The sequence below is a fragment of the Campylobacter sp. RM12637 genome, from assembly GCF_020137645.1.
GTDB lineage: Bacteria > Campylobacterota > Campylobacteria > Campylobacterales > Campylobacteraceae > Campylobacter_E.
In genome coordinates, this window is sequence record NZ_JACGAV010000001.1 from 135,999 (window position 1) to 157,066 (window position 21,068).

Consider the following 21,068-nt stretch of genomic DNA (forward strand, 5'->3'; position numbering starts at 1 on the left):
TTAGTCCTTAAAATTCATCTTTATTTTTAATAGCTTCAATCAATACTAAAATAAGTGTAAATATATTTGATATTACAGCACCTATTGTCATACTATATACCAAATCACTCATACTAGTTCCATAAATTTGAGTTAAAACAAAAGCTATTATTAAATGCACATCAGTTACAAGTGAACTTGCAAAAATCTCTGTGCTTAAAATATTTCTAACACCAATTTTTAAAAGTGTTGAAACCAAATTAATGCTAGCTGCTATAAATAATGCCACAGGGCTTTGATAATATAAAAAGCCAGCCGTTGTAGTTAAGCTCATCAATGTAAAGAATATATGAATTACTCTTCCAAAATCCATTATAATTGTCCTTTTTCATACATTGCTCTTAGGCGTTCTTTTTCTTCTTTTTTCTTGATTTTATCAAGCTCTTTAGTTCTATAATTACTAACGCTAAAATTAAACCACATTAAAAGTGGGCTTGCTACAAAAATTGAACTTAAAGTTCCTGCAATAACCCCAACTATTAAAGCAAGAGAAAAGCCGTGTATCATATCTCCACCATAAAAAAACAAAATTAAAACCGTAAAGAGTGTTGTTCCTGATGTAAGAGTTGTTCTTGATAAGGTTGCTGATACGCTTTCGTTAATAATGCTACCTAAATTAGTGCTTTTACTCTCTTTTATGCTTTCACGAATTCTATCAAAAATAATAATTGTATCATTTAGTGAATAGCCTAAAACGGTTAAAATAGCTGCTAAAGTATCAAGATTAACATCAATTTGAAAAAGAGAAATCGCTCCAATAACTATTACAATATCGTGAATTTCACTAATAATTGCAGCCATAGCAAAACGCCATTCAAACCTAATAGCTATATACACTAAAATAAGTGCAAAAGATACTAAAATAGCCATTAAACCTTTTTGTCTTAATTCTCCACCAACTTTTGGTCCAACAATATCAACTCTTCTTAGCTCAATATCGCCTGTTGAAGATAACATTTTTACAATAGTATCTCCTACATCTTTACCTAAACTATCACTTGAACTTGAAAATCTAATTACTACTTCATCACTACTTCCAAATTCCGTAACGCTAGCACCTTTTAAAGCTTCATTTTGATTTAAGATATTACGAATATCATCTAAAGGAGCATTTTTATTAGTGTATTTTATCTGAACTAAAGTCCCACCACTAAAATCAATTCCATAATTTAGACCTTGTGTAAATAATAAAATAATAGAGCCAATAACTAAAACAAAAGATAAGCCAATAGATGCAAATCTAAGCCTCATAAAATCATATATTTTTTTACTAGAAAATACTTGCATCACACTCTCCTATAACCAAACCAAAGTCTTGTATTGCCACTTTTTTCAATTCTATTAGCAAATAAATCAAATAAAGCATGAGTTCCTATAATTGCTGTTATCATAGATGCAATTATTCCTATACTCATAGTAACAGCAAATCCTTTAATAGCACCAGTTCCATAAGCATATAATGCAGCACTTGTAATTAAAGTAGTTAGATTACTATCTAAAATCGCACTCATTGCGTTATGATAACCATTATTTATAGCATCTCTTAAATTAACGCCATCTCTTATAAGCTCTCTAATACGCTCATTAATAATAACATTCGCATCTACAGCCATACCGACGGTTAGAACAATCCCAGCCATACCAGGAAGAGTAAGCGTTGCTCCAAAAAGTGCCATTACTGCTACTAATAAGAATATATTAGAAATTAAAGCAATATTTGCAAACAAACCACTAATTCCGTAATAAACTCCCATAAAAACAACAATCATCAAAAATACACCTAAAAGTGCAACTAAACTTTGCTCAATACTATCAGCACCCAAACTTGGTCCTACGCTTCTTTTTTCAAGTAATTTAACAGGTGCTAATAAAGCCCCACTTCTTAGTGCGATAGCTAAATCGTGTGCTTCTTCAACACTGAAATTTCCACTAATTTGTCCACTACCACCACCTATTCTTTCATTAATTCTAGGAGCTGAATATACCTTACCATCTAAAACTATTGCCAATTGATGACCTACTTTTTTACCTGTGAAATCTCCAAATATTTTTGCACCTTCTGAATTAAGTGTAAAATTAATAACAGGTTGAGCAGTTTTATCAGAAAATCCTACTCTAGCATCAATTAACATAGAGCCATCTAAAATAGGTAATTCTTTTAAAACATATTTAATATTTTTATCTTTTACATCAGGTAAAATAATATCTCCATAACTTGCTGCTTCTTCAGGGCTTAACATATTGCCTTGATCAGCCTTAGCTCTATCTACTTCCATTAGTTGTAAATGTGCGGCTTTAGCTATTAAATCTTTAGCTCTTTGCTCATCTTCAGCAGTTTTTACGCCTGGAATTTCAACCAAGATTTTATCTTCACCTTGTTTAGCAACAGTTGGCTCTGAAAGCCCAAATAAATCAAGTCTATTTCTAATAGTTTCTACAGCTTGATCTATTGCAAATTTAGCAGTTTGAACTTCTTCTTCAGGTGTTAAAGTAATCTCATAAAAAGAATTATTAACACTAACTTTTAAGCCTTTTAGTTCTTTAATTATTTTATCTACTTTAGCAGTATCATCTTTATCTAGTAGTTCAAAATGTATTACACCATCATTACTTTTAAATCCATCAGTTAAAATATTTTCTTTATTAAAAGAATAATTAATACTTGAAGCGATTGATTTTACTTTAGACTTTATAGCTTCATTGGTTTCTACACCTAAAAGCATATGAAGTCCGCCTTGTAAATCAAGCCCTAAATTAATCTTAGGACCATTTATAGAAAAAAAGCTTGGCACACTTAAAAATATGCCAAAAAGTGTAACAAAAACTAAAACATAAAAACGATATGTGATACTTTTTGTTTTTTGATTACGCATTATTTTGTTGCTTCCGAATTATTTGTGTTTTCTACTTTTCTAGCTACAAAATTTTTATCTAATTTAGCAACAACATCATCATTTAATCTAATTTTTAAATAATCATCTTCAGCTTTTACAACTTCAACAATTAAACCACCATTAGTAACTATTTTATCACCTTTAGTAAGTGAATTTAGCATTTCTTTATGTGCTTTTGCTTGTTTTTGTTGTGGGCGAATAATTAAAAAATAAAAAATCGCAAATAATACGATTAATGGTAAAAATTGAACTAAAGCATTTTGTTCCATAGAATATCCTTTTAAAAAATAAAATAGTTATCATTCTACATAAAAAGATTTAATCTAAAGTTCTTACTATAAGGCTTGTTGGTAAATTAAATTCTTTTATTAGCTCAATCTCTTTTGCTCTCATTTCGCCATTATCTATTTCGTGGTCATACCCTAATAAATGTAACATTCCATGAATAAATAATAAAGATATTTCATCTTCTAAACTATGCCCTAATTCACAAGCTTTAGTTTTTGCTAGTTCGGTATTAATAACTAATGAGCCTAAAAAATTAGTATCTAAAAAAGAATTATCGTGTGGAAAACTTAAAACATCAGTAGTTTTATCAATATTTCTTGTATTTTTATTGATTTCTTGCATTTCATCATTGTTAGTTAAAACAAGCTCAATATCTTTAGAGCTTAGACGATTTGCTAGTTTTTCAAGGTAGGTAATTTCTTCTAAATTATCGTATAAAATCATAGTATTTTGCCCCAAAAAGGGGCTAAGAATTATTTATCTCTAATGTTTAATTCGTTAATTAATTTAACATAAACATCGTATTTTGTAGCTTTTAAATATTTTAAAAGTCTTTTTCTTTGACCAACTAATTTAAGTAGTCCTAGTCTTGATGAAAAGTCTTTTTTAAATACTTTTAAGTGTTCTGTTAATATTGCAATTCTTTCTGTAAGTAAAGCAATTTGAACTTCAGACGAACCTGTGTCGCCACCAAATCTTGCATATTTGCTGATAATTTCAGCTTTTCTTGCCGAATCCAAAGCCATTTTGACCTCCAAATTGGTGTAAATTAAAAGCTGTGATTATAAAACAAATTGATTAATAAGATTATTAATTTTTATAATTATAATAAGATTTTTTTGGGGTGCTTTTAGCTGAGATTAAACCCATTGAACTTGGACAGGTAATGCTGATTAAGGAGATATTATGAGATTATTTTTAACTTCGCTTATTTTTAGTTTAGCTTTTGCTTATTTTACCAATTCAAATGTTTTAAACTTTTTTGCTCTTTTTACTGGAATTTTATATGTATTATTAATGGGAGTAAAAAATAAATTATGCTTTATTGTAGGTGTATTTAATGCTTTAATTTATGCTTATATTGCTTATATAAATAGACTTTTTGGAGAAGTATTTTTGTATTTATTATGCTATTTTCCTATGATGATTTATGGCTATTTTTATTGGAATAAAAATACTTTAATTAAGACTTTAAGCTTGAAAAATTTCATATTAATTTATATAGCAATTTTTATTATTGCTTATTTTTATTCTTTTTATTTACAGAATTTAGAATCAAGATTTATTTATCTTGAAAGCTTTATATTCTCAAGTGGGCTTATAGCAACTATTTTAAGTCTAAAAAAAATAATAAATCATTATATTTATATAAGTATTTCAAACATTGCTTCTATTTATATTTGGACTATTCTTTACATTGAAGATAGTTCTAATTTAGCTGTATTAATGCTTATGATTTTATTTTTTATCTTAGGTATTATTTACTTATTTTCTTGGAAAAAGGATTTAAAATGACTTGCGTGATTATGGCTAATGGGGAGTTTTGCACCAATAAAATAACCTTAAATTATCTAAAAAATGCTGATTTTTTAATAGCTTGTGATGGGGCTGCTAATTTGCTTTTGGCTAATAATTATGAGCCTAATGTAATTATTGGGGATTTAGATAGTTTTCAAAATCTAAAAACAAAAGCAAAAATAATTAAAGTAAAAAATCAAAACACAAATGACTTAACAAAAGCCTATAAATACGCTTTATCAATGGATTTTAGTGATATTTTTATCCTTGGTGCTGGGGGCAAAAGAGATGATCATTTTATAGCAAATATAGCTTTATTGTTTCAATATTTTAAATTAAAAAATCGCTTTAATAAGACAATAAATCTAAAACTAATCACAAATTACGGGGAATTTTTTATAAAAAATACTGATTTTACTGCTAATTCTTATAAAGGTCAGCAAATATCATTATTTTGCCTTGATAAAAGAGCTAAATTTAGCTCACAAAACCTTAAATATGAGCTAAATAATTTTAATTTTAAATATCTAAATAGTGGGACTTTAAACGAAGCATTAGGCAATACTTTTAGTATCAAAAATCATAATAATAAAGAACTCTTAGTATATTTGAATTTTACTTAATTTATAAATTAGAATTTGATTTAAACTCTTTAATAATTAAATCTAATTTTTTTTCATATTTTTTATAATCTTTCACAACATCTTCATATATATTTAATTTATCATAATATTTTCTTCTTGATAAAAATAATGATTTTTTACTATTTTCTAATTCATCTAAAATATTTTTATCATCAATTTTTTTAACCCAATTAAAAGCATTAGAAATTTTCGTAGGCATTAAAAATTCATCTTTTTTTAAGTATTTTCTAAAAGAATTTAAATCATATAAAAATAAAGCTATTTCGTCTTTATTGTTTTTATCCAATACATAATTTACAAATTCCTTAGTTTTTTTAAGATAAGTATTAAGAAATTTTCTTTCATCTTCTCTTAAACTGCTGGTTAGAGTTTGAGCGTATTTTTCACTTCTACTAGCTATTAATAAAAGCAACATATGTTTTTTATCAATTAGGCTAAATTGTGATATTTGTATTCTATCTACAAATAAATCTAAATCAGAAAAAATTATTCCTTTATAAAGGTTATAAAATTTAATAGAAATAATATTTTTTACAATATTACTAAGATTTAGAGTGTCTTTTGCACTAGCTATGAAATTTGCTTGTTCTAATTCTATAAGTGCTAAGGAATTATCCTTAGCAAACTTATTAAATTCCGTTACAAATTCTATAACTTTTTTCATCATTTATTCATTGAAATATAGCTATTTAATGCACCTAAATATGCCTTAGCACTAGCTTTCATGGTATCAAGGTCAAGCCCGTGACCAATGATTGCACGCTGACCTTCAAAGCTAACTTTTACACTAACTTGAGCTAAAGCATCTTTACCTTTACTAACTGCATCAACCTTATAATCAAGCAAGCTACCATTTACCTTACTAGCTCTATCAATTACTTTAAATACCGCATCAATTACACCATCTCCAATAGCTGCTTCGCTAAATATTTCTCCATCGCACTCCATAGTAACAGCAGCAGTCGCAAGTGCTGATGAACAATCGCTTACTTGAAGATTTATAAGCTTAAATTTCTCTTCTATTTTAATCTTATCAGCAGCCACTATTGCTATTAAATCCTCATCAAATACTTCTTTTTTCTTATCGCAAAGGTCTTTAAACTCTGCAAATGCACGATTTAACTCATCAGTATCTAATGTAAAGCCAAGAGATTTTAATTTATCATTAAACGCTGCTCTTCCACTATGTTTTCCTAAAACTAAATTATCTTGAACTAAGCCTATATCACTAGCTTTCATAATCTCATAAGTTTCAGGGTGTTTTAACACGCCATCTTGATGAATTCCACTTTCGTGAGAAAAGGCATTTTTACCTACTATTGCTTTATTTGGTTGTGGATTTACACCGATTATGTTTGATAATAATCTACTTGATGGATAAATTTCTTTATGATTAATTGTGGTATAAAACTCGCCTAATTCATCAGCTCTAACCTTTAAAGCCATCACAACTTCTTCTAAAGCAGCATTTCCTGCACGCTCACCTAAGCCATTTAGAGTAACTTCAATTTGTCTAGCACCACCTTTAATAGCAGCAAGTGTATTTGCAGTAGCTAAACCTAAATCATTGTGATTGTGTGCTGATACTATAAGTCTTCCTTTTGTATAATCGCTAATTTCTTTAAATACCTTATAAATCTCATCAGGTAATCTATATCCAACCGTATCAGGGATATTAAATGTCCTTGCACCTGCTTCATAAACTGCATCAGCCATTTCTTTTAAAAAATTTACATCACTTCTTAAAGCGTCTTCACAAGAAAACTCAACATCATCACATAAACTCTTAGCTAATTTTACATTCTTAACTGCAGTTGCTAAAACTTCTGCTGGAGTTTTTTTAAGCTTGTATTCCATATGAATTGGACTTGTCGCAATAAAAGTATGAATGCGTTTTTTAGCTGCTGGCTCAAGCGCTTTACCTGCTTGAATAATGTCGTTTTCTACACATCTTGCAAGAGAACAAACGCTTGAGTTTTTAATAATTTGTGCAATTTTATTAATCGCTTCGTAATCTCCTGGACTAGATGCTGCAAACCCTACTTCCATAACATCAACACCCAAACGCTCAAGCGCTAAAGCTATTTGGATTTTTTCTTCTGTATTCATTGAAGCACCTGGACTTTGCTCACCATCTCTTAAAGTTGTATCAAATATTATAATTCTTTCACTCATTTTTTCTTTCCTTTAATTTAATGTATTGTTAGTATATGTATTATTAATAAATTTTTAGTCTATATCGCCCTTGTTTGGGCGAAGGAGTGTAGAATTTTTCACAAGATAATAAGTACATCTATCATCAGATACTTTTTCTTGATATTCCTTATGTTTTAAAATAAAATTCTCAATTAATTGTCTAAAACTACTAAAACCATAATTTTTAGCGTGAAAATCAGAATATTTTTTCTGCATATATGTATTTATTACTGCATATTCTGCTCTAGTTTTTTCATCAATTAAATTATCTATTATTTGCTCTAATTCTTTTAATTGTTCTTTTGGAATTGCTTTTAATCTGTCTTTATCACTACTTTTAACTTTTTCATTATCCAAATAAAAAAACTCATTAAATGAATTTACATATGATTTTAAAGATTTATTAGTCCCTATTCCAATTACTAATTTTTTGTTTTCTCTTAATTTTTGAGCCAAACTCGTATAATCACTATCACCTGAAACTATAACAAAAACATCTATTTGTTTTTCATAAAATATGCTTAAAGCTTCGGTTGTAAGATACATATCAGATGAGTTTTTACCCGATGAAGTAGAAAATTGCTGCATTGCAATAATGCCATAATCAAATATTTTTTCACGCCAATTTTGAATATTTTCTTTACTCCAATCAGCATATATTCTTTTAATAATAACATTTCCATAATTAGAAGCGTAGTCAAATATTTCTCTAGCATATTTAGCAGGTATGTTTTCTGCATCTATAAATACTGCTACGCTACTATTATCCAACATATTTATCCTACTTTTTTAATCTTTTTTATATATAAATTATAAATTGCTCTTGATAAACCATAAATAACATAAGCACTCATTATTAAGGTAAAAATTTCTAAAGGGCGTAAATATATAAGAGAACAAATAAAAATTAAAATTACTAAAGCTTTTAAAATATTTGCTTTTTGAAATTCTATTTTTTTAAAACTTGGATACCTTACATTGCTCACCATCAAAAATGATAATAAAAATGTAAGAAATATAATAAAAATTTCTATAAATGAATTATTATCAAAATGGTGTTTATAAAACACAACCCAAATACCTAAAACAACCGCAGCTGTTGGAATTGGAAGACCTATAAAAACTCTTGGGTCATATGTGCCTGTTGTAACATTAAATCTAGCTAAGCGAATTGCACCAAATATTATAAAAACAGCCATAGCAAGAGAACCAAGTCTTCCATACTCTTGACCTAAATTAAAATAAAATAGTACTGCAGGTGCAACTCCAAAAGCAATAATATCAGCTAAACTATCAAATTCTACTCCAAATTTTGAAGCTGTATTTGTAAGTCTTGCCACACGACCATCAAGGCCATCACAAATCAAACTTACTATAATTAAAATCATAGCTTTATCATAATCGCCTTTAATAGACGCTAAAATACTTAAAACGCCTAAAAATATAGATGCTGCTGTAAATAAATTAGGTAAAATATAAGCTAATTTATGAGAATTTTTTTCCATTTTATTCTCCAATCTTTGCAATATCTGCATTAGCTAAGATTTTATCGTGCATTCCAACTAATAAAGTGCAATTATATGGTAATTTTATATCAACTAATCCTGTTGAAAAAAATCCAATTCTTTGACCTTTAAAAGCTTTTTTTATGTCATAAAAAGAATTTACACAATACCTAGCAGGTTTTAAAATTAATGAAATATCTTTATTGAATACTATTTCAGTAGCATTAGAATAAAAATTATCATTATATTTTAAACCATTAAATTGCTTTTTATAAATATCTTCAGACTTTATCACACTTCTAACTTCTGAAGAATTTAAAAATAAGCTAAAATAATTTTTTTCTAAAGTTAATACTATATTTTTATTATCTTCATCAACATATATTCCAACTACCTTTGCATCAATTGGACTTACTATAGTATTATTATCATAATCAGTGATTTCTCTCTCAACCCTTTTATAAAATAAATGTAGTAATACTAAAATTAAAAATAACAAACAAGAAAAAGAAAATATTAAAGTAAATAATATAAATATTATCCAAGCAATTAATATTATCTTTTTTCCACAATTTGCTATTAAATTCATTTTTCTATCTCACTTAATCTAGTTTCAAAATTATTTTCTATTTCATAATTTTTAATTATTTCTCTTACTTCACTACCTTCTATTACTTCTTTTTCATAAAGTTTTTCAACCATTGTTTCAATTGCTCCACTATATTGTTCTAAAGTAGCAACAACAGATTTAAATCTCTCATCAAGTAAGTTTTTAACATATTCATCTAATTTATGAGCCATATCATCTGAATAATCCTTGATAGTTTGACCACCACCTAAGAATTGATTTCTTTGTTTTTCTAAAACCATAAGTCCAGCAATATCACTCATACCATACATAGAAACCATTGCTTTTATAATATCGGTTGCTCTTTCTAAATCATTACTAGCACCTGTTGAAATCTCTTTAATAAATACATGCTCAGCTGCACGACCACCTAAAAGAACATCAACTTCTGCAATCAACTCGTGTCTTTGCATTAAGAATTTATTTTCTTCAGGAGTATTTAAAGTATAACCAAGAGCTGCTAAACCTCTAGGAATAACAGAAACTTTTGTAACTTTTTTAGCACCTTTTGTTGTCTCTGCTATTAAAGCATGTCCACATTCGTGATATGTTACAATTTTTTTCTCTTTATCACTTATTCTTCTTGATTTTTTCTCAAGTCCTGCAATAGCTCTTTCAACTGCTTCAGTTAAATCGCCTTGCTCTACTTCTTTTTTATTATTTCTTCCTGCAAGTAATGCAGCTTCATTTATTATATTTGCCAAATCAGCCCCAGCAAGTCCTGCCGTAAGTCTTGCAATATCTTCAACTTTAACTTCTTTAGCAATTTTTACATCTTTCATATGAACGCTTAAAATATCACATCTTCCTTTAAAATCTGGCTTATCAACCAAAACTTGTCTATCAAAACGACCCGGTCTAAGTAATGCTGCATCTAGCACTTCAGGTCTATTTGTAGCTGCTAATACAATTACAGGGCTTTCTGAACCAAACCCATCCATTTCAGCTAAAAGCTGATTTAAAGTTTGTTCCCTTTCATCGTGCCCGCCCATATGTGAACCTGCTGCACGAGATTTACCAATAGCATCAATTTCATCTATAAAAATAATTGCCGGAGCTTCTTTTTTAGCGTTTTCAAATAAATCTCTAACACGACTAGCGCCAACACCTACAAACATTTCTATAAAACTTGAACCCGAAACACTAAAAAATGGAACATCAGCTTCACCTGCAACTGCTTTTGCTAAAAGAGTTTTACCTGTGCCTGGAGGTCCAACTAATAATAAACCTTTTGGAATTTTAGCACCTAATTTAATATATCTTTCTGGATATTTTAAAAAATCTACTATTTCTTTTACTTCTTCTTTTGCTTCTTCAACACCTGCTACATCATCAAATTTTACTTTTGGTTTTTCAGAATTTACTAATTTTTTTGAGTTTCCAATTCCTAAAATTCCGCCACCCATTTTCTTTTGCATTCTGTTTGTAATAAATCCCCAAATAGCAAAAAATATAAAAATTGGAATTATCCAAGTAAATAATAAATTAGATAAAAAGTTATTTTCAGAATAAGATGTGTAATTTACATTTTTACTATCAAGTAAAGTAGTAAGATTTGAATCTCTTACTAAGTTTGCAGTATAACTAGAGTTAAGCCCGCTACCTTTTATTTGAGTTTGTCCTATTTGAACTTTTGTTATTTCACCTGTCTCTATTTTTTTCTTAAAGTCAGAATAACTTATTTTATTTCCATTATCAGCTATTCCACCTTCTTCAAAAAATAAAGAAAACCCACCAAATACCAATAGTGAAAAAATTAAAAATATAACTATTGGATTTTTATTAGAATTCTTATTTTCATTATTATTCATTTTTCACCTTATAAACTAAAGTTAGCCAATCTCCTTTTATTTTCTCATCAACTAAAGTTAGTGAAGAAAATTGACTTTTAATCCTTTCAGAATAAGTATTTAAAATACCAGAAAGAATTAAAACTCCGTTCTCATTAAGACTTTTTATCAAATCATTTTTAATAATTAATATCACATCGGCAATTATATTTGCTACTACTAAATCATATTTCTTTTTGGCTTTATCGCAAGAACCTTGCCAAATGTTATTAATTTTAAGATTATTTAACTCAAAATTATTTTTAGTACTCATAATTGCTAATTCATCAGTATCACAAGAATCAACACTAATGCCATAATTAGCCATAACTAAAGATAAAATTCCACTACCACATCCTACATCAAGACCTGTTTTGCAACCTTTATAATATTTTTGCAAAAATTCAACACAAGAATTTGTGCTTTCATGATGACCTGAGCCAAAAGCTAAAGCTGGGTCTATTTTTAGATTTACATAGCCTGCTTTAGGCTCTTGCCAAGTAGTATGTATATATATATTATCTATTAAAATTGGCTTTATATTTTTCTTATATTCATTAATCCAATCCTTATTCTCTTTTTCACAAAGTTCATAAGTAAGATTAATATTTAAATTAGCATCATTAAGTTTTTGTTTTAACTCGCCTAACGCAAAAACTAAATCATCAAGATTATTATCACTTCTTACAATTAATTCATCATTTTTTTCTTCAATTGCATCAATATCAAACGCAAATACAAAATCACTAATAAACTCCAAATTATTTGTTTTAATAACTAATTCTTGATAAGTATTACGCATAATTATCCTAAAACATCTTCTAATTTTTCTTTTAATACTTGTGGAGTAAAAGGTTTTACTATATAGTTATTAACACCAGCTTTTAATGCTGTAATAACTTCTGCTTTACCACCTTCAGTAGTTACCATGATGATTGGCATATCTGCATATTTAGCTTCAGCTCTTACTTTTTTAACAAGTTCAAGACCATTCATTTCAGGCATATTCCAATCTGTTATTAAAACATCAATATCGCTATTTGCACATAACAATCCCCAAGCTTCCACGCCATGTTCAGCTTCTAAAACATCCTCATGACCTAATCTTTGTAAAGTATTTTTAATAATTCTTCTCATTGTAGAGCTATCATCTACTACTAATAATTTCACTTCAAAATCCTTTTATAATATTATTTTTCATGGTGCGTTTAGCGAGACTTGAACTCGCACACCTGTTGGCACTACCCCCTCAAGATAGCGTGTCTACCAATTCCACCATAAACGCAAAAAAGGCTACAAAAGTAGCCTAAAATTATCCTAAAAATGGGTTAGCGTATAATAATACTAATCCAATAACTAGAGCATAAATTACTTGTGCTTCAATTAACGCAATAGCAATAAACATAGTTGTTGATAATTTACCACCTAAACTAGGGTTTCTAGCAGTTCCTGCAATAGTCGCAGCAGCAGCATGACCCATACCAATAGCACCACCAAGTGCAGCAACACCTAAGCCAATACCAGCAGCTAAAACAGAACAAGCTTTTAATAACTCGCTACCGATTTCAGTTTCTGCAGCAAAAGCAACACTAGAAAAAGCAAGTAAAACTAATAAAAACTTTTTCATAAAATCTCCTAATAAAAATATATATAATTTTCCTTTCGGCTTGCGTATCCCTACTAAAAAAATTATGCTCTATATTCTATTAAGCTAAAGTAAATAAATTAAGACCTAGTAAAAAAACTAAGAGTTGTGTTGCCGAATTTTTTTACCTTAAATAAGGTATATTTTAAAGATGCAAATTCAACCTTGCTAGAATGCTCTATAATGACAATATCACAATCTAAATTCTCATATAAATTCTTGATTTTCAAATATACATCGCTAAAACCATCTCTAATATCAAATGGCGGGTCTAAATAAAGAATAGTTTTTTCATTTTGTAATTTGGCAATAATATTAGGTAAAGCTTTAAAAGTATCGTCATTTAAAACTTCTATATTTAAATCTTTTGTATTTTTTAAAGCACTTTTATACGCTAATTTATCAATCTCAATAGCAAATGCCTTTTTTGCATAATTACTAATAGCCTCAATCGCCATACTAGCACTACCGCCAAATGCTTCTATAAAAACATATTCCCTTAATTCATCTCTTAAAACATTAAAAACACAAGACTTAACTATACTTTTTGTAGCTCTTGTAGTATCTTTTGATGGATTTTCTAAAATTTTACCTTTTAAAAAACCGCTCTGAACTCTTAAAACATTATTTTTCATACATTAATTGAAGTAAATCGTATTTAAATTTATTAAGTAATTTATCAAGTTTTTCTTCAAAACTTAAAACCTTATTATTATCTTGATTTATTGTGCTTGAAAACTCATATAAAGCATCAATTAATTGCTCTTTACTAAAAGGCAATTTTAAATGTGCATTATTAAAACCTATTATAAATTGTGGTTTTTTTGCGTGCATTAATTTTTCATCAGTGATTAAAAAATCGCAATCTTTTTTATTTGCTAAATAATCTTGTAAAAATAATATTAAAGTCTTTTCTAATAAAATATCTTTGCACGCAATGGCTATTTTCATACCAAACTAACCTTTAATTTATGTTCTTTAAGACTAGCTGGAATATTACCATTAGCTAAAGCTATGAACTCAGCCATATGTAAAATATAAAAATCACTAAAATCTCTATTAGATACTTTTTGTAATTCGCCACTTAAAGTATCAAACATTTTAAAGCTTAAACTATCGCCAACTACTAAAAAATCAGCACCGCTATCATAAGCATCTAAAACTATCTTAGCTGCTTTTTTATAAGCTATTTGCTTATCAAATTCTAAAAATCTAAAACCATTTTCAAATTCTTGAGTTTCATAATTTATTAATTTTGCCTTAGTCTTTTTTAAAAAATGTAAAAACAAATCAATGGTAAAACCACGATAAACAGCTACATTAAAACCATTAAAATCGTTTTTAATTTCTATATTTTGTAAATCTTGAATAACACAAGAAGCGTTTTTATAATTTTTCTTTGCATAATCTAAAATACTAGTATCGCAGATTAAATTCATCTCTCCTAAACAAGAATCAAATTCTTTTTTATATTCATCTGCTTTATATTCACTCATAAAACTAGGTGTTTTTACATAGGTTTTTCTATAATCACCTTTTAATAAATTAGAAAAATTAAAATCATCATTTATTAAAGTTATCATCTAATCTCCTTTTGATGTTTTAAAGAATTTTTAATTTCTTCATATTTTTCATAATCACTATATAAAAATGGTTTTAAACTTACACTATACTCAATTCCTTTTTCCTTATCAAAAACAATATCTAAAATATCTTTTCTTTTATTAGGATATTTTTCTAATAATTTATTTGCAAACACAAACGCACTATCACCTAAAAATTCATCATTATATTCACGAATATCACTTGCATAATATAAAAATTTATAAGTTAAATAATCTTTATAATCATCTGCATTGCAAATATTTTTAAAATAATCAAAAACTTTTATAAAATCACTATCATCACACATTAAATCAAGCTTTGCCCTTTTTAAATCAATTGCACTTACACAAAAATCATTTCCAAATTTTTTAATAAGTTCATTTATGTTTGTATTAAGTGATAAAACTTTATTTTCAATCCTTACAAATTCATTACAATCTGGCATATTAAAATATCTATCTTGTTGTTTTACCAATCCTAAAACATCGTAAAGTGTAGAACTATCGTTAATGTCTTTTAAATTAATCTCATATGGCTTATAGTAAAACTCATAATCTCTACTAGCATCAAATCTAAATACTCTTAAAATAAAACTTCTCATAACAAAATTCCTTTTTTACTAATTTATATCAAAAAAATGTTATAAATTATTAAAAGGATTTAATATGTATTTAAGAGCAAACACTCATTCAAAAATCAATGTTTATTTTTCAAAAAATTCTAGCGATTTCGTAGTGCGTGAAATACCATTATACGAATTTAGTGGCTCTGGAGAGCATTTGATTTTACATATACAAAAGAAAGATTTAAGCACAAATGAACTTTTAAAAGATTTAAGTGCAGCAACAGGAATTAAAGCAAAAGATTTTGGTTACGCAGGTCTTAAAGACAAGCAAGGACTTACATTTCAATACATTTCAATGCCTAAAAAATACGAGAAAGAATTAGCTAAATTTTCTCACGAAAAATGTAAAATTATTGATACTTTTTTACACAATAATAAATTAAAAATCGGACATTTAAAAGGTAATTCATTTTTTATAAGATTAAAAAAAGTTAATAAAATTGACGCCTTAAAGATTGAGCAAATTTTTACAAATATTAAAGAAAATGGCTTTCCTAATTATTATGGCTATCAGCGTTTTGGCAAAGATAATGATAATGCAAAAACAGGCTTAGAAATATTAAAAAACGAATTAAAATTTAAAAATAATAAATTAAATAACTTTTTAATTTCTGCATTTCAAAGCGAATTATTCAACACATATTTATCAAAAAGAATAGAAATTTCAAGATTTAGCAATGATTTTTCTAAACAAGAATTATTAGCACTTTATAAAGATAAAACTTTAGTTGAAAATCTAAAAAAACAAGAGCAATTTTTTAAATTATTTGATAATGAAATATATGAGCATTATCCTTACGGCAAGGTATTTAATGAGAATTTAGAAGATGGTTTAAAAAGATTTTTAGCAAGAGATATTAGCCCTTCTGGATTGATACTAGGAAATAAACCTAAATTAAATGAAGGTTTTTTAGGTGAAATTGAAAATAGCATATATAAAGATTATTTTGATTTATTAAAAACTCAAAATGGTTCAAGAAGATATTTATGGACTTACACAAATGATGAAAAAATTAACTATAATGAAGAATTAGCACAACTTAGCCTTGAATTTAGCCTACAAAAAGGCTCATACGCAACAGTCGTGCTTGATGAAATAATACATTTAGAAAGGAACGAAGAATGATTTTAATTACAGGTGCAGCAGGTTATATTGGCTCAATTACAAGTTATCATTTTTTAAAGAATAATTATAAAGTTATAGGTATTGATAATATTAGCACTGGAAATGCAAGGGCTTTAGAAGTGTTAAATAAATTTGATAATTTTAAATTCTACGAAGGAAATTTTGGAAATTTAGAACTATTAGAACAAATAGTAACCAATAATAAAATAGATTGTGTAGTGCATTTTGCAGCTAATACTAGCGTATTTGAAAGCACACAAAATCCATTAAAATATCATGATAATAATGTATCAAATATGATTAATTTATTAAAAATTTGTGAAAAATACGATATTAATAATTTTATTTTCTCAAGTTCTGCTGCAACTTATGGAGAACCAAAAACTAATGAATTAATCACAGAAGATACTCCAAAAAATCCTATAAATCCTTATGGTTTAACAAAACTAATAGGCGAATATATATTAAATGATTTATCAAATGCTAAGAAAGAATTTAATTTCATAGCATTAAGATACTTTAATGTTGCAGGGGCAAGCCTAATTGCACCTTTAGGTCAATTTAGTAAATCTAGCTTACTTATAAAAATAGCTGCTGAATGTGCTGCTAATAAAAGAGATAAAATGTATTTATATGGTAATGATTATAATACCCCTGATGGAACTTGCGTAAGAGATTATATACACGTTGATGACTTGGCTATCGCACATATTGAAGCATTAAAATATTTAAAAAACCAAAAAACAAGTCAAGCCTTTAATGTTGGGTACTCAAAAGGAACTAGCGTAAAAGAAGTAATTGATATTATGAAAAAAATCAGTGGTAATGATTTTAAAGTAGAAATGGCAGATAGACGCACAGGAGATCCTAGCTCACTTGTAGCATCTAATAAAAAAATAACTTCTTTAACAGACTGGAAATATAGTAACGACAACCTTGAATTAATTTGCAAAAGTGCTTATGAATGGGAGTTAAAAATATAAACTCAATTCCTATTTTAAATTCAATACATTTTAAGAATTTAAAATAGGAGATAATACTTTAAAATAAAAAGCAAATTAGTATTATATTGTTAATTTCAATATTTTAAATATAAAGATATTTTAGAGCTTTTATATATTTTATTTTGTATTTGTAATAAACAATATTTACGATATTAAAGATTTTGGAATTTAAAATCAATACTTTATATAAAACTAAAAAAATAATATCTTGAAATAGCTCTTATTATTTAATAATATTTTATATAAAAATTAAGATAACTAAAACTATAAAAACTTATCTTATAAAATGAAAATTTATTTCATTAATTAAATAGCACGCTGCCTAAGCGTATCATATTTGCTCCACTTTTAATAGCTATTTCATAATCACTACTCATACCCATAGAGCAAATCTTAGCTCCATCTTTTTTAAGCTCATCATAAATCTTATAACACAAATCAAAACTCTTAATAATTTGCTTAATATCATCGCTCATAGCACCTATACACATAACCCCTACAGGCTTTATGAATTTACAATTTTGTTTAATCGCTAAATACTCATCAATCGCTTTACTTGGATTAATACCAGCCTTGCTATCTTCGTTAGCCACATTTATCTCAAGCAATGTATCTAACTCATAATCAAGTCTAGCATCAACATATTTTGCAAGGTCTAAATTAATGCAACTTTGCCACATAACAGGCTTTGTTTTTATAAGTAAATTAGCTTTGTTTTTTTGCAAATTTCCTATGAAATGCCAGTTAATATCACTTGATAATTCAGCTTTTTTTCTAGCTAAATCCTGCACTTTGTTTTCGCCAAATTCAATTTGTCCTAATTTATGTAAAGCCATTATTTTCTCATCTGTTGTGTATTTGCTAACCGCTATAATTCTTATATCTTTATATTTTTCTTTTAGTTCTAAATAAGTCATTTTTCTACCTTAATGAATATAATTTTTTTCTCTCGCTTGAGCTTGGAATATCTAGTAATTTTCTATATTTTGTGATAGTTCTTCTTACTATTTTTACATTAAATTCTTTTTCTATTTTTTCTAAAATTAATTGATCGCTTAAAGGTTTTAAGTGATTTTCATTTTTGATTAATTCACTTACAAATTCCTTTATGGTTTTATTACTTGTGCCATCGTTTAATTCTGCTGCAAAAAAGTCTTTAATAGCTATTATCCCACGATTTGAGCTAATGTATTTATTAGCTATTGCACGGCTAATTGTGCTAGTATTTCTATCAAGTTCAGTTGCTAAATCCTGCATTTTTAATGGCTTAATATCTCCACCTAAAAAATAATCATATTGATATTCAACTATCATTAAGGCAAGTTTTTTTAAAGTCGCCTTTCTCATTTCTAAAGCATCTACTAAATTTTTAGCATTTTTTACTTGTTCTTTTAACTCTTTATAGTCTTGAATTTCAATCTGCGGATAATAATCATCATTGATAATTATTTCTAATTTTCCATTCTCATTTAAAATATAAATATCAGGAATAATCTCTTTACTATCTTCTAAATCATCAATAAAAGGCGGTAGATTAAAGCTTTTTATAATTCTTATTGCGTCTTTATATAAAGGATTTTTAGTATATTTTGATAAATTATCCAAATCATTTATAAGCTTTTTACATAATAAAAATAATTCATTTTCTAAATTCGCATTCAATAAGCAAAACTCTAAAGCTTCAATATAATTAATAGCACCAACTCCTAAAGGCTCAAGGTAGCAAAATCTCTTTCTAACTTTTTCTATATCTTCTAATAAATATCCTAAACAAATATTTTCATCATATACAAAATATCCATTCTCATCAAGGCAACTTATAATAATTCTTGCAATTTCTTGAGATTTTTGAGTAGGAAATAAAGTCTTATTAAGCTGTAATTCTAAATCATCATATATGCTTTTTTTAGCGATATTTAATTCTTCAATCAAACCACCGCCTTTAGAATATAATTGTCTTATACTTTTGTTAGATTTTTTATCATTTATTTCTTTTTTTGAGCTAATTTTTATGCAAGGATTATCTTTTGCTAGATTATTTACTTCATCTTCTAAATCATCACTACTAGCTTGAAGCAGTGGCAACCAGCTTCTAAGGGTTTGAGATAATTTTGGCTTTTGGCTTACTTGCTGACGGACTTTTAACATTATAAAGAAAAGTTTTTACCTAAATATTTGCTTTTTACTATTTCATTATTTGCAATTTCTTTAGCACTTCCACTAGCTAAAATACTGCCGCTATCTAAAACATAAGCTTTATCACAAATTCTAAGGGTTTCACGGACATTATGGTCAGTAATTAATACGCCTATATTTAAATCTTTTAAATCCTTAATAATGCTTTGAACATCATTAATACTTTTTGGATCAACCCCAGCAAAAGGCTCATCAAGTAATAAAAACTTAGGCTCTAAAACTAAAGCTCTAGCTATTTCTAATCTACGACGCTCCCCACCACTAAGACTTTTTGCAAGGCGGTCTTTTCTATCATAAATCTTTAAAAGATTTAATTTTTCTTCTATTAATTCATCTATATTTTTAAGCCCTTTAAGTTCTGCTGCAATTTGCATATTTTCCCAAACACTTAAATCTTTTAAAACACTTGAATCTTGTGGTAAATAACCAATGCCTAGAATTGCGCGTTTATGAAGTGGCTCGTTAGTAATATTTAAATCATCTAAAAAAATATCCCCAGCACTAGGGCTAACAAGTCCGCAAATCATATAAAATGTAGTAGTTTTTCCTGCACCATTACTTCCAAATAATCCTACTATTTGAGAATTATCCATACTAATATCTACATTTTTTATAATTTCTATATTTTTTATACTTTTTTTTAGACCACACGCTTTTAAATTAACTAAACTCATAAAGCCTACCTTCATTATTAGTGCTAATTTTTACAATCTTGTATTCAAGTGCAAATTGCTCTAATATTTTTATAAAATCATCATCAGCCCATTCAATTAAATGAAGACCATCGTTAAACAAATTCTCAAAAAGACCATTTTCTATAAAAGCTTTTGTTCCTTTTTGATAAATATCATAATGATAAATCGTATTAGTATCGTTTTTATAAGTATTTAATACACTAAAAGTTGGAGAAATTGCTTTTTGATTTAATTTTTTATTTGCTATTTTATTTACTAAAGTAGTCTTTCCACTAGCTAAATCACCTTGTAATAAATAAATCCCATTATCACCAAACTCATTTACCACTAAATCTAAATTATCTAAATTAGCTTTGATTATCATCTAGTTTTTCCACATATTCATTTGATTTTGCTTTAGCTACATTTTTGGTTGTAGGTAAAGCTAATACCTTAAATCTAATTTGCTCGTTTAAAAGATTTAGACTTATAATATCGCCAACTTTTACTTCTTTACTAGGTTTAACAACATTTCCATTTATACAAATTACGCCGTTTTTACACATATCAAGTGAAATTGAACGGCGTTTTGTGATATTTACTGCATTTAAAAATTTATCTACTCTCATAAAGAGCATTTTAGCTAGTTAGG

General features: G+C 27.4%; 28 protein-coding genes and 1 tRNA gene. 4 read left to right on the forward strand and 25 right to left on the reverse strand.

Translation table 11 applies throughout. The annotated features are described in order from the left end of the window. Window positions 1-7 precede the first annotated feature (7 nt). Genes AVBRAN12637_RS00645 through rpsO form a run of 6 tightly spaced genes read right to left on the reverse strand, consistent with a single transcriptional unit; the run spans window position 8 to window position 3,967 of the window. Window positions 8-352 (reverse strand): DUF6394 family protein, encoded by a 345-nt coding sequence (locus AVBRAN12637_RS00645; RefSeq protein ID WP_214115852.1) that lies wholly within the window; start codon window positions 350-352, stop codon window positions 8-10. Further along, window positions 352-1,326, reverse strand: coding sequence for a protein translocase subunit SecF (gene secF, locus AVBRAN12637_RS00650; protein WP_214115853.1), 975 nt, complete (start codon window positions 1,324-1,326; stop codon window positions 352-354). The genes AVBRAN12637_RS00645 and secF overlap by 1 nt, the downstream gene beginning before the upstream one ends. Next, window positions 1,326-2,912, reverse strand: coding sequence for a protein translocase subunit SecD (secD, locus tag AVBRAN12637_RS00655; RefSeq protein ID WP_214115854.1), 1,587 nt, complete (start codon window positions 2,910-2,912; stop codon window positions 1,326-1,328). Before secD ends, secF begins: the two co-directional genes overlap by 1 nt. Continuing rightward, window positions 2,912-3,202, reverse strand: coding sequence for a preprotein translocase subunit YajC (yajC, locus tag AVBRAN12637_RS00660; RefSeq protein ID WP_214115855.1), 291 nt, complete (start codon window positions 3,200-3,202; stop codon window positions 2,912-2,914). The genes secD and yajC overlap by 1 nt, the downstream gene beginning before the upstream one ends. A gap of 49 nt (window positions 3,203-3,251) precedes the next feature. Beyond that, window positions 3,252-3,665 carry an rRNA maturation RNase YbeY gene (gene ybeY, locus AVBRAN12637_RS00665; RefSeq protein WP_239803392.1) on the reverse strand — a complete coding sequence of 138 codons (414 nt, stop codon included), beginning with the start codon at window positions 3,663-3,665 and terminating at the stop codon, window positions 3,252-3,254. Between the two features lie 29 nt (window positions 3,666-3,694). Then, the gene (gene rpsO / locus AVBRAN12637_RS00670; RefSeq protein WP_214115856.1) at window positions 3,695-3,967 is read right to left on the reverse strand and encodes a 30S ribosomal protein S15; all 273 of its coding nucleotides are present in this window, start codon (window positions 3,965-3,967) and stop codon (window positions 3,695-3,697) included. Between the two features lie 160 nt (window positions 3,968-4,127). On the opposite strand from rpsO, the gene pnuC reads away from it, so the two are divergent. Together pnuC and AVBRAN12637_RS00680 are read left to right on the forward strand one after the other, a co-directional pair. After that, window positions 4,128-4,736, forward strand: coding sequence for a nicotinamide riboside transporter PnuC (gene pnuC, locus AVBRAN12637_RS00675; RefSeq protein ID WP_336606832.1), 609 nt, complete (start codon window positions 4,128-4,130; stop codon window positions 4,734-4,736). Continuing rightward, window positions 4,733-5,362: a thiamine diphosphokinase gene (locus tag AVBRAN12637_RS00680; RefSeq protein ID WP_214150232.1), complete on the forward strand. Its 630-nt coding sequence runs from the start codon at window positions 4,733-4,735 to the stop codon at window positions 5,360-5,362. The genes pnuC and AVBRAN12637_RS00680 overlap by 4 nt, the downstream gene beginning before the upstream one ends. Before the next feature lies 1 nt (window position 5,363). Here the strand turns inward: AVBRAN12637_RS00680 and AVBRAN12637_RS00685 are convergent, their stop codons facing one another. From AVBRAN12637_RS00685 to AVBRAN12637_RS00750, 14 genes are all read right to left on the reverse strand, one after another. Beyond that, a complete protein-coding gene (locus AVBRAN12637_RS00685) occupies window positions 5,364-6,047 on the reverse strand; it encodes a hypothetical protein (protein ID WP_336612212.1) in 684 nt (227 codons plus the stop codon). After that, window positions 6,047-7,558, reverse strand: a complete 1,512-nt coding sequence (locus tag AVBRAN12637_RS00690; RefSeq protein WP_214120014.1) for a 2-isopropylmalate synthase — start codon at window positions 7,556-7,558, stop codon at window positions 6,047-6,049. The genes AVBRAN12637_RS00685 and AVBRAN12637_RS00690 overlap by 1 nt, the downstream gene beginning before the upstream one ends. A gap of 54 nt (window positions 7,559-7,612) precedes the next feature. Further along, window positions 7,613-8,350, reverse strand: a complete 738-nt coding sequence (locus AVBRAN12637_RS00695) for an NYN domain-containing protein (RefSeq protein WP_214116012.1) — start codon at window positions 8,348-8,350, stop codon at window positions 7,613-7,615. Between the two features lie 5 nt (window positions 8,351-8,355). Next, a complete protein-coding gene (pssA, locus tag AVBRAN12637_RS00700) occupies window positions 8,356-9,084 on the reverse strand; it encodes a CDP-diacylglycerol--serine O-phosphatidyltransferase (protein ID WP_214115871.1) in 729 nt (242 codons plus the stop codon). Window position 9,085: 1 nt separating this feature from the next. Continuing rightward, window positions 9,086-9,673 carry a hypothetical protein gene (locus AVBRAN12637_RS00705; RefSeq protein ID WP_214115873.1) on the reverse strand — a complete coding sequence of 196 codons (588 nt, stop codon included), beginning with the start codon at window positions 9,671-9,673 and terminating at the stop codon, window positions 9,086-9,088. Then, the gene (ftsH, locus tag AVBRAN12637_RS00710) at window positions 9,670-11,523 is read right to left on the reverse strand and encodes an ATP-dependent zinc metalloprotease FtsH (RefSeq protein ID WP_214115875.1); all 1,854 of its coding nucleotides are present in this window, start codon (window positions 11,521-11,523) and stop codon (window positions 9,670-9,672) included. Before ftsH ends, AVBRAN12637_RS00705 begins: the two co-directional genes overlap by 4 nt. Beyond that, complete coding sequence (locus AVBRAN12637_RS00715; protein WP_336608453.1) at window positions 11,516-12,343, reverse strand: 50S ribosomal protein L11 methyltransferase; 828 nt, start codon at window positions 12,341-12,343, stop codon at window positions 11,516-11,518. The genes ftsH and AVBRAN12637_RS00715 overlap by 8 nt, the downstream gene beginning before the upstream one ends. Before the next feature lie 2 nt (window positions 12,344-12,345). Beyond that, window positions 12,346-12,711: a chemotaxis response regulator CheY gene (locus tag AVBRAN12637_RS00720; protein ID WP_214115879.1), complete on the reverse strand. Its 366-nt coding sequence runs from the start codon at window positions 12,709-12,711 to the stop codon at window positions 12,346-12,348. A gap of 30 nt (window positions 12,712-12,741) precedes the next feature. Next, a tRNA-Leu gene (locus AVBRAN12637_RS00725) sits at window positions 12,742-12,826 on the reverse strand. 27 nt (window positions 12,827-12,853) lie between these two features. Continuing rightward, window positions 12,854-13,168 (reverse strand): F0F1 ATP synthase subunit C, encoded by a 315-nt coding sequence (locus AVBRAN12637_RS00730; protein WP_214115881.1) that lies wholly within the window; start codon window positions 13,166-13,168, stop codon window positions 12,854-12,856. A 98-nt stretch (window positions 13,169-13,266) separates the two neighbouring features. Then, window positions 13,267-13,821, reverse strand: coding sequence for an RsmD family RNA methyltransferase (locus AVBRAN12637_RS00735; protein ID WP_214120018.1), 555 nt, complete (start codon window positions 13,819-13,821; stop codon window positions 13,267-13,269). Continuing rightward, window positions 13,811-14,137 (reverse strand): hypothetical protein, encoded by a 327-nt coding sequence (locus AVBRAN12637_RS00740; protein ID WP_336615159.1) that lies wholly within the window; start codon window positions 14,135-14,137, stop codon window positions 13,811-13,813. The genes AVBRAN12637_RS00735 and AVBRAN12637_RS00740 overlap by 11 nt, the downstream gene beginning before the upstream one ends. Beyond that, window positions 14,134-14,769 (reverse strand): HdrB C-terminal domain-containing protein, encoded by a 636-nt coding sequence (locus AVBRAN12637_RS00745; protein ID WP_336615160.1) that lies wholly within the window; start codon window positions 14,767-14,769, stop codon window positions 14,134-14,136. Before AVBRAN12637_RS00745 ends, AVBRAN12637_RS00740 begins: the two co-directional genes overlap by 4 nt. After that, the gene (locus tag AVBRAN12637_RS00750; protein WP_214115889.1) at window positions 14,766-15,392 is read right to left on the reverse strand and encodes a DUF5644 domain-containing protein; all 627 of its coding nucleotides are present in this window, start codon (window positions 15,390-15,392) and stop codon (window positions 14,766-14,768) included. The genes AVBRAN12637_RS00745 and AVBRAN12637_RS00750 overlap by 4 nt, the downstream gene beginning before the upstream one ends. Before the next feature lie 64 nt (window positions 15,393-15,456). Here AVBRAN12637_RS00750 and truD point away from each other — a divergent pair, with 64 nt between their 5' ends. Beyond that, window positions 15,457-16,542, forward strand: a complete 1,086-nt coding sequence (gene truD, locus AVBRAN12637_RS00755; protein WP_214115891.1) for a tRNA pseudouridine(13) synthase TruD — start codon at window positions 15,457-15,459, stop codon at window positions 16,540-16,542. Further along, window positions 16,539-17,525 carry a UDP-glucose 4-epimerase GalE gene (galE, locus tag AVBRAN12637_RS00760; RefSeq protein WP_214115893.1) on the forward strand — a complete coding sequence of 329 codons (987 nt, stop codon included), beginning with the start codon at window positions 16,539-16,541 and terminating at the stop codon, window positions 17,523-17,525. Before truD ends, galE begins: the two co-directional genes overlap by 4 nt. A gap of 323 nt (window positions 17,526-17,848) precedes the next feature. On the opposite strand, the gene AVBRAN12637_RS00765 is transcribed toward galE, so the two are convergent. Genes AVBRAN12637_RS00765 through AVBRAN12637_RS00785 form a run of 5 tightly spaced genes read right to left on the reverse strand, consistent with a single transcriptional unit; the run spans window position 17,849 to window position 21,045 of the window. After that, window positions 17,849-18,463 (reverse strand): YggS family pyridoxal phosphate-dependent enzyme, encoded by a 615-nt coding sequence (locus tag AVBRAN12637_RS00765; RefSeq protein WP_336612216.1) that lies wholly within the window; start codon window positions 18,461-18,463, stop codon window positions 17,849-17,851. A gap of 4 nt (window positions 18,464-18,467) precedes the next feature. Then, complete coding sequence (locus AVBRAN12637_RS00770; protein ID WP_214115898.1) at window positions 18,468-19,694, reverse strand: RNA polymerase factor sigma-54; 1,227 nt, start codon at window positions 19,692-19,694, stop codon at window positions 18,468-18,470. Next, window positions 19,694-20,416 carry an LPS export ABC transporter ATP-binding protein gene (lptB, locus tag AVBRAN12637_RS00775; RefSeq protein WP_214115900.1) on the reverse strand — a complete coding sequence of 241 codons (723 nt, stop codon included), beginning with the start codon at window positions 20,414-20,416 and terminating at the stop codon, window positions 19,694-19,696. The genes AVBRAN12637_RS00770 and lptB overlap by 1 nt, the downstream gene beginning before the upstream one ends. Then, window positions 20,403-20,801, reverse strand: a complete 399-nt coding sequence (gene tsaE, locus AVBRAN12637_RS00780; protein WP_336606842.1) for a tRNA (adenosine(37)-N6)-threonylcarbamoyltransferase complex ATPase subunit type 1 TsaE — start codon at window positions 20,799-20,801, stop codon at window positions 20,403-20,405. Before tsaE ends, lptB begins: the two co-directional genes overlap by 14 nt. Continuing rightward, window positions 20,785-21,045, reverse strand: coding sequence for an RNA-binding S4 domain-containing protein (locus AVBRAN12637_RS00785; RefSeq protein WP_214120022.1), 261 nt, complete (start codon window positions 21,043-21,045; stop codon window positions 20,785-20,787). The genes tsaE and AVBRAN12637_RS00785 overlap by 17 nt, the downstream gene beginning before the upstream one ends. Between the last annotated feature and the right edge of the window lie 23 nt (window positions 21,046-21,068).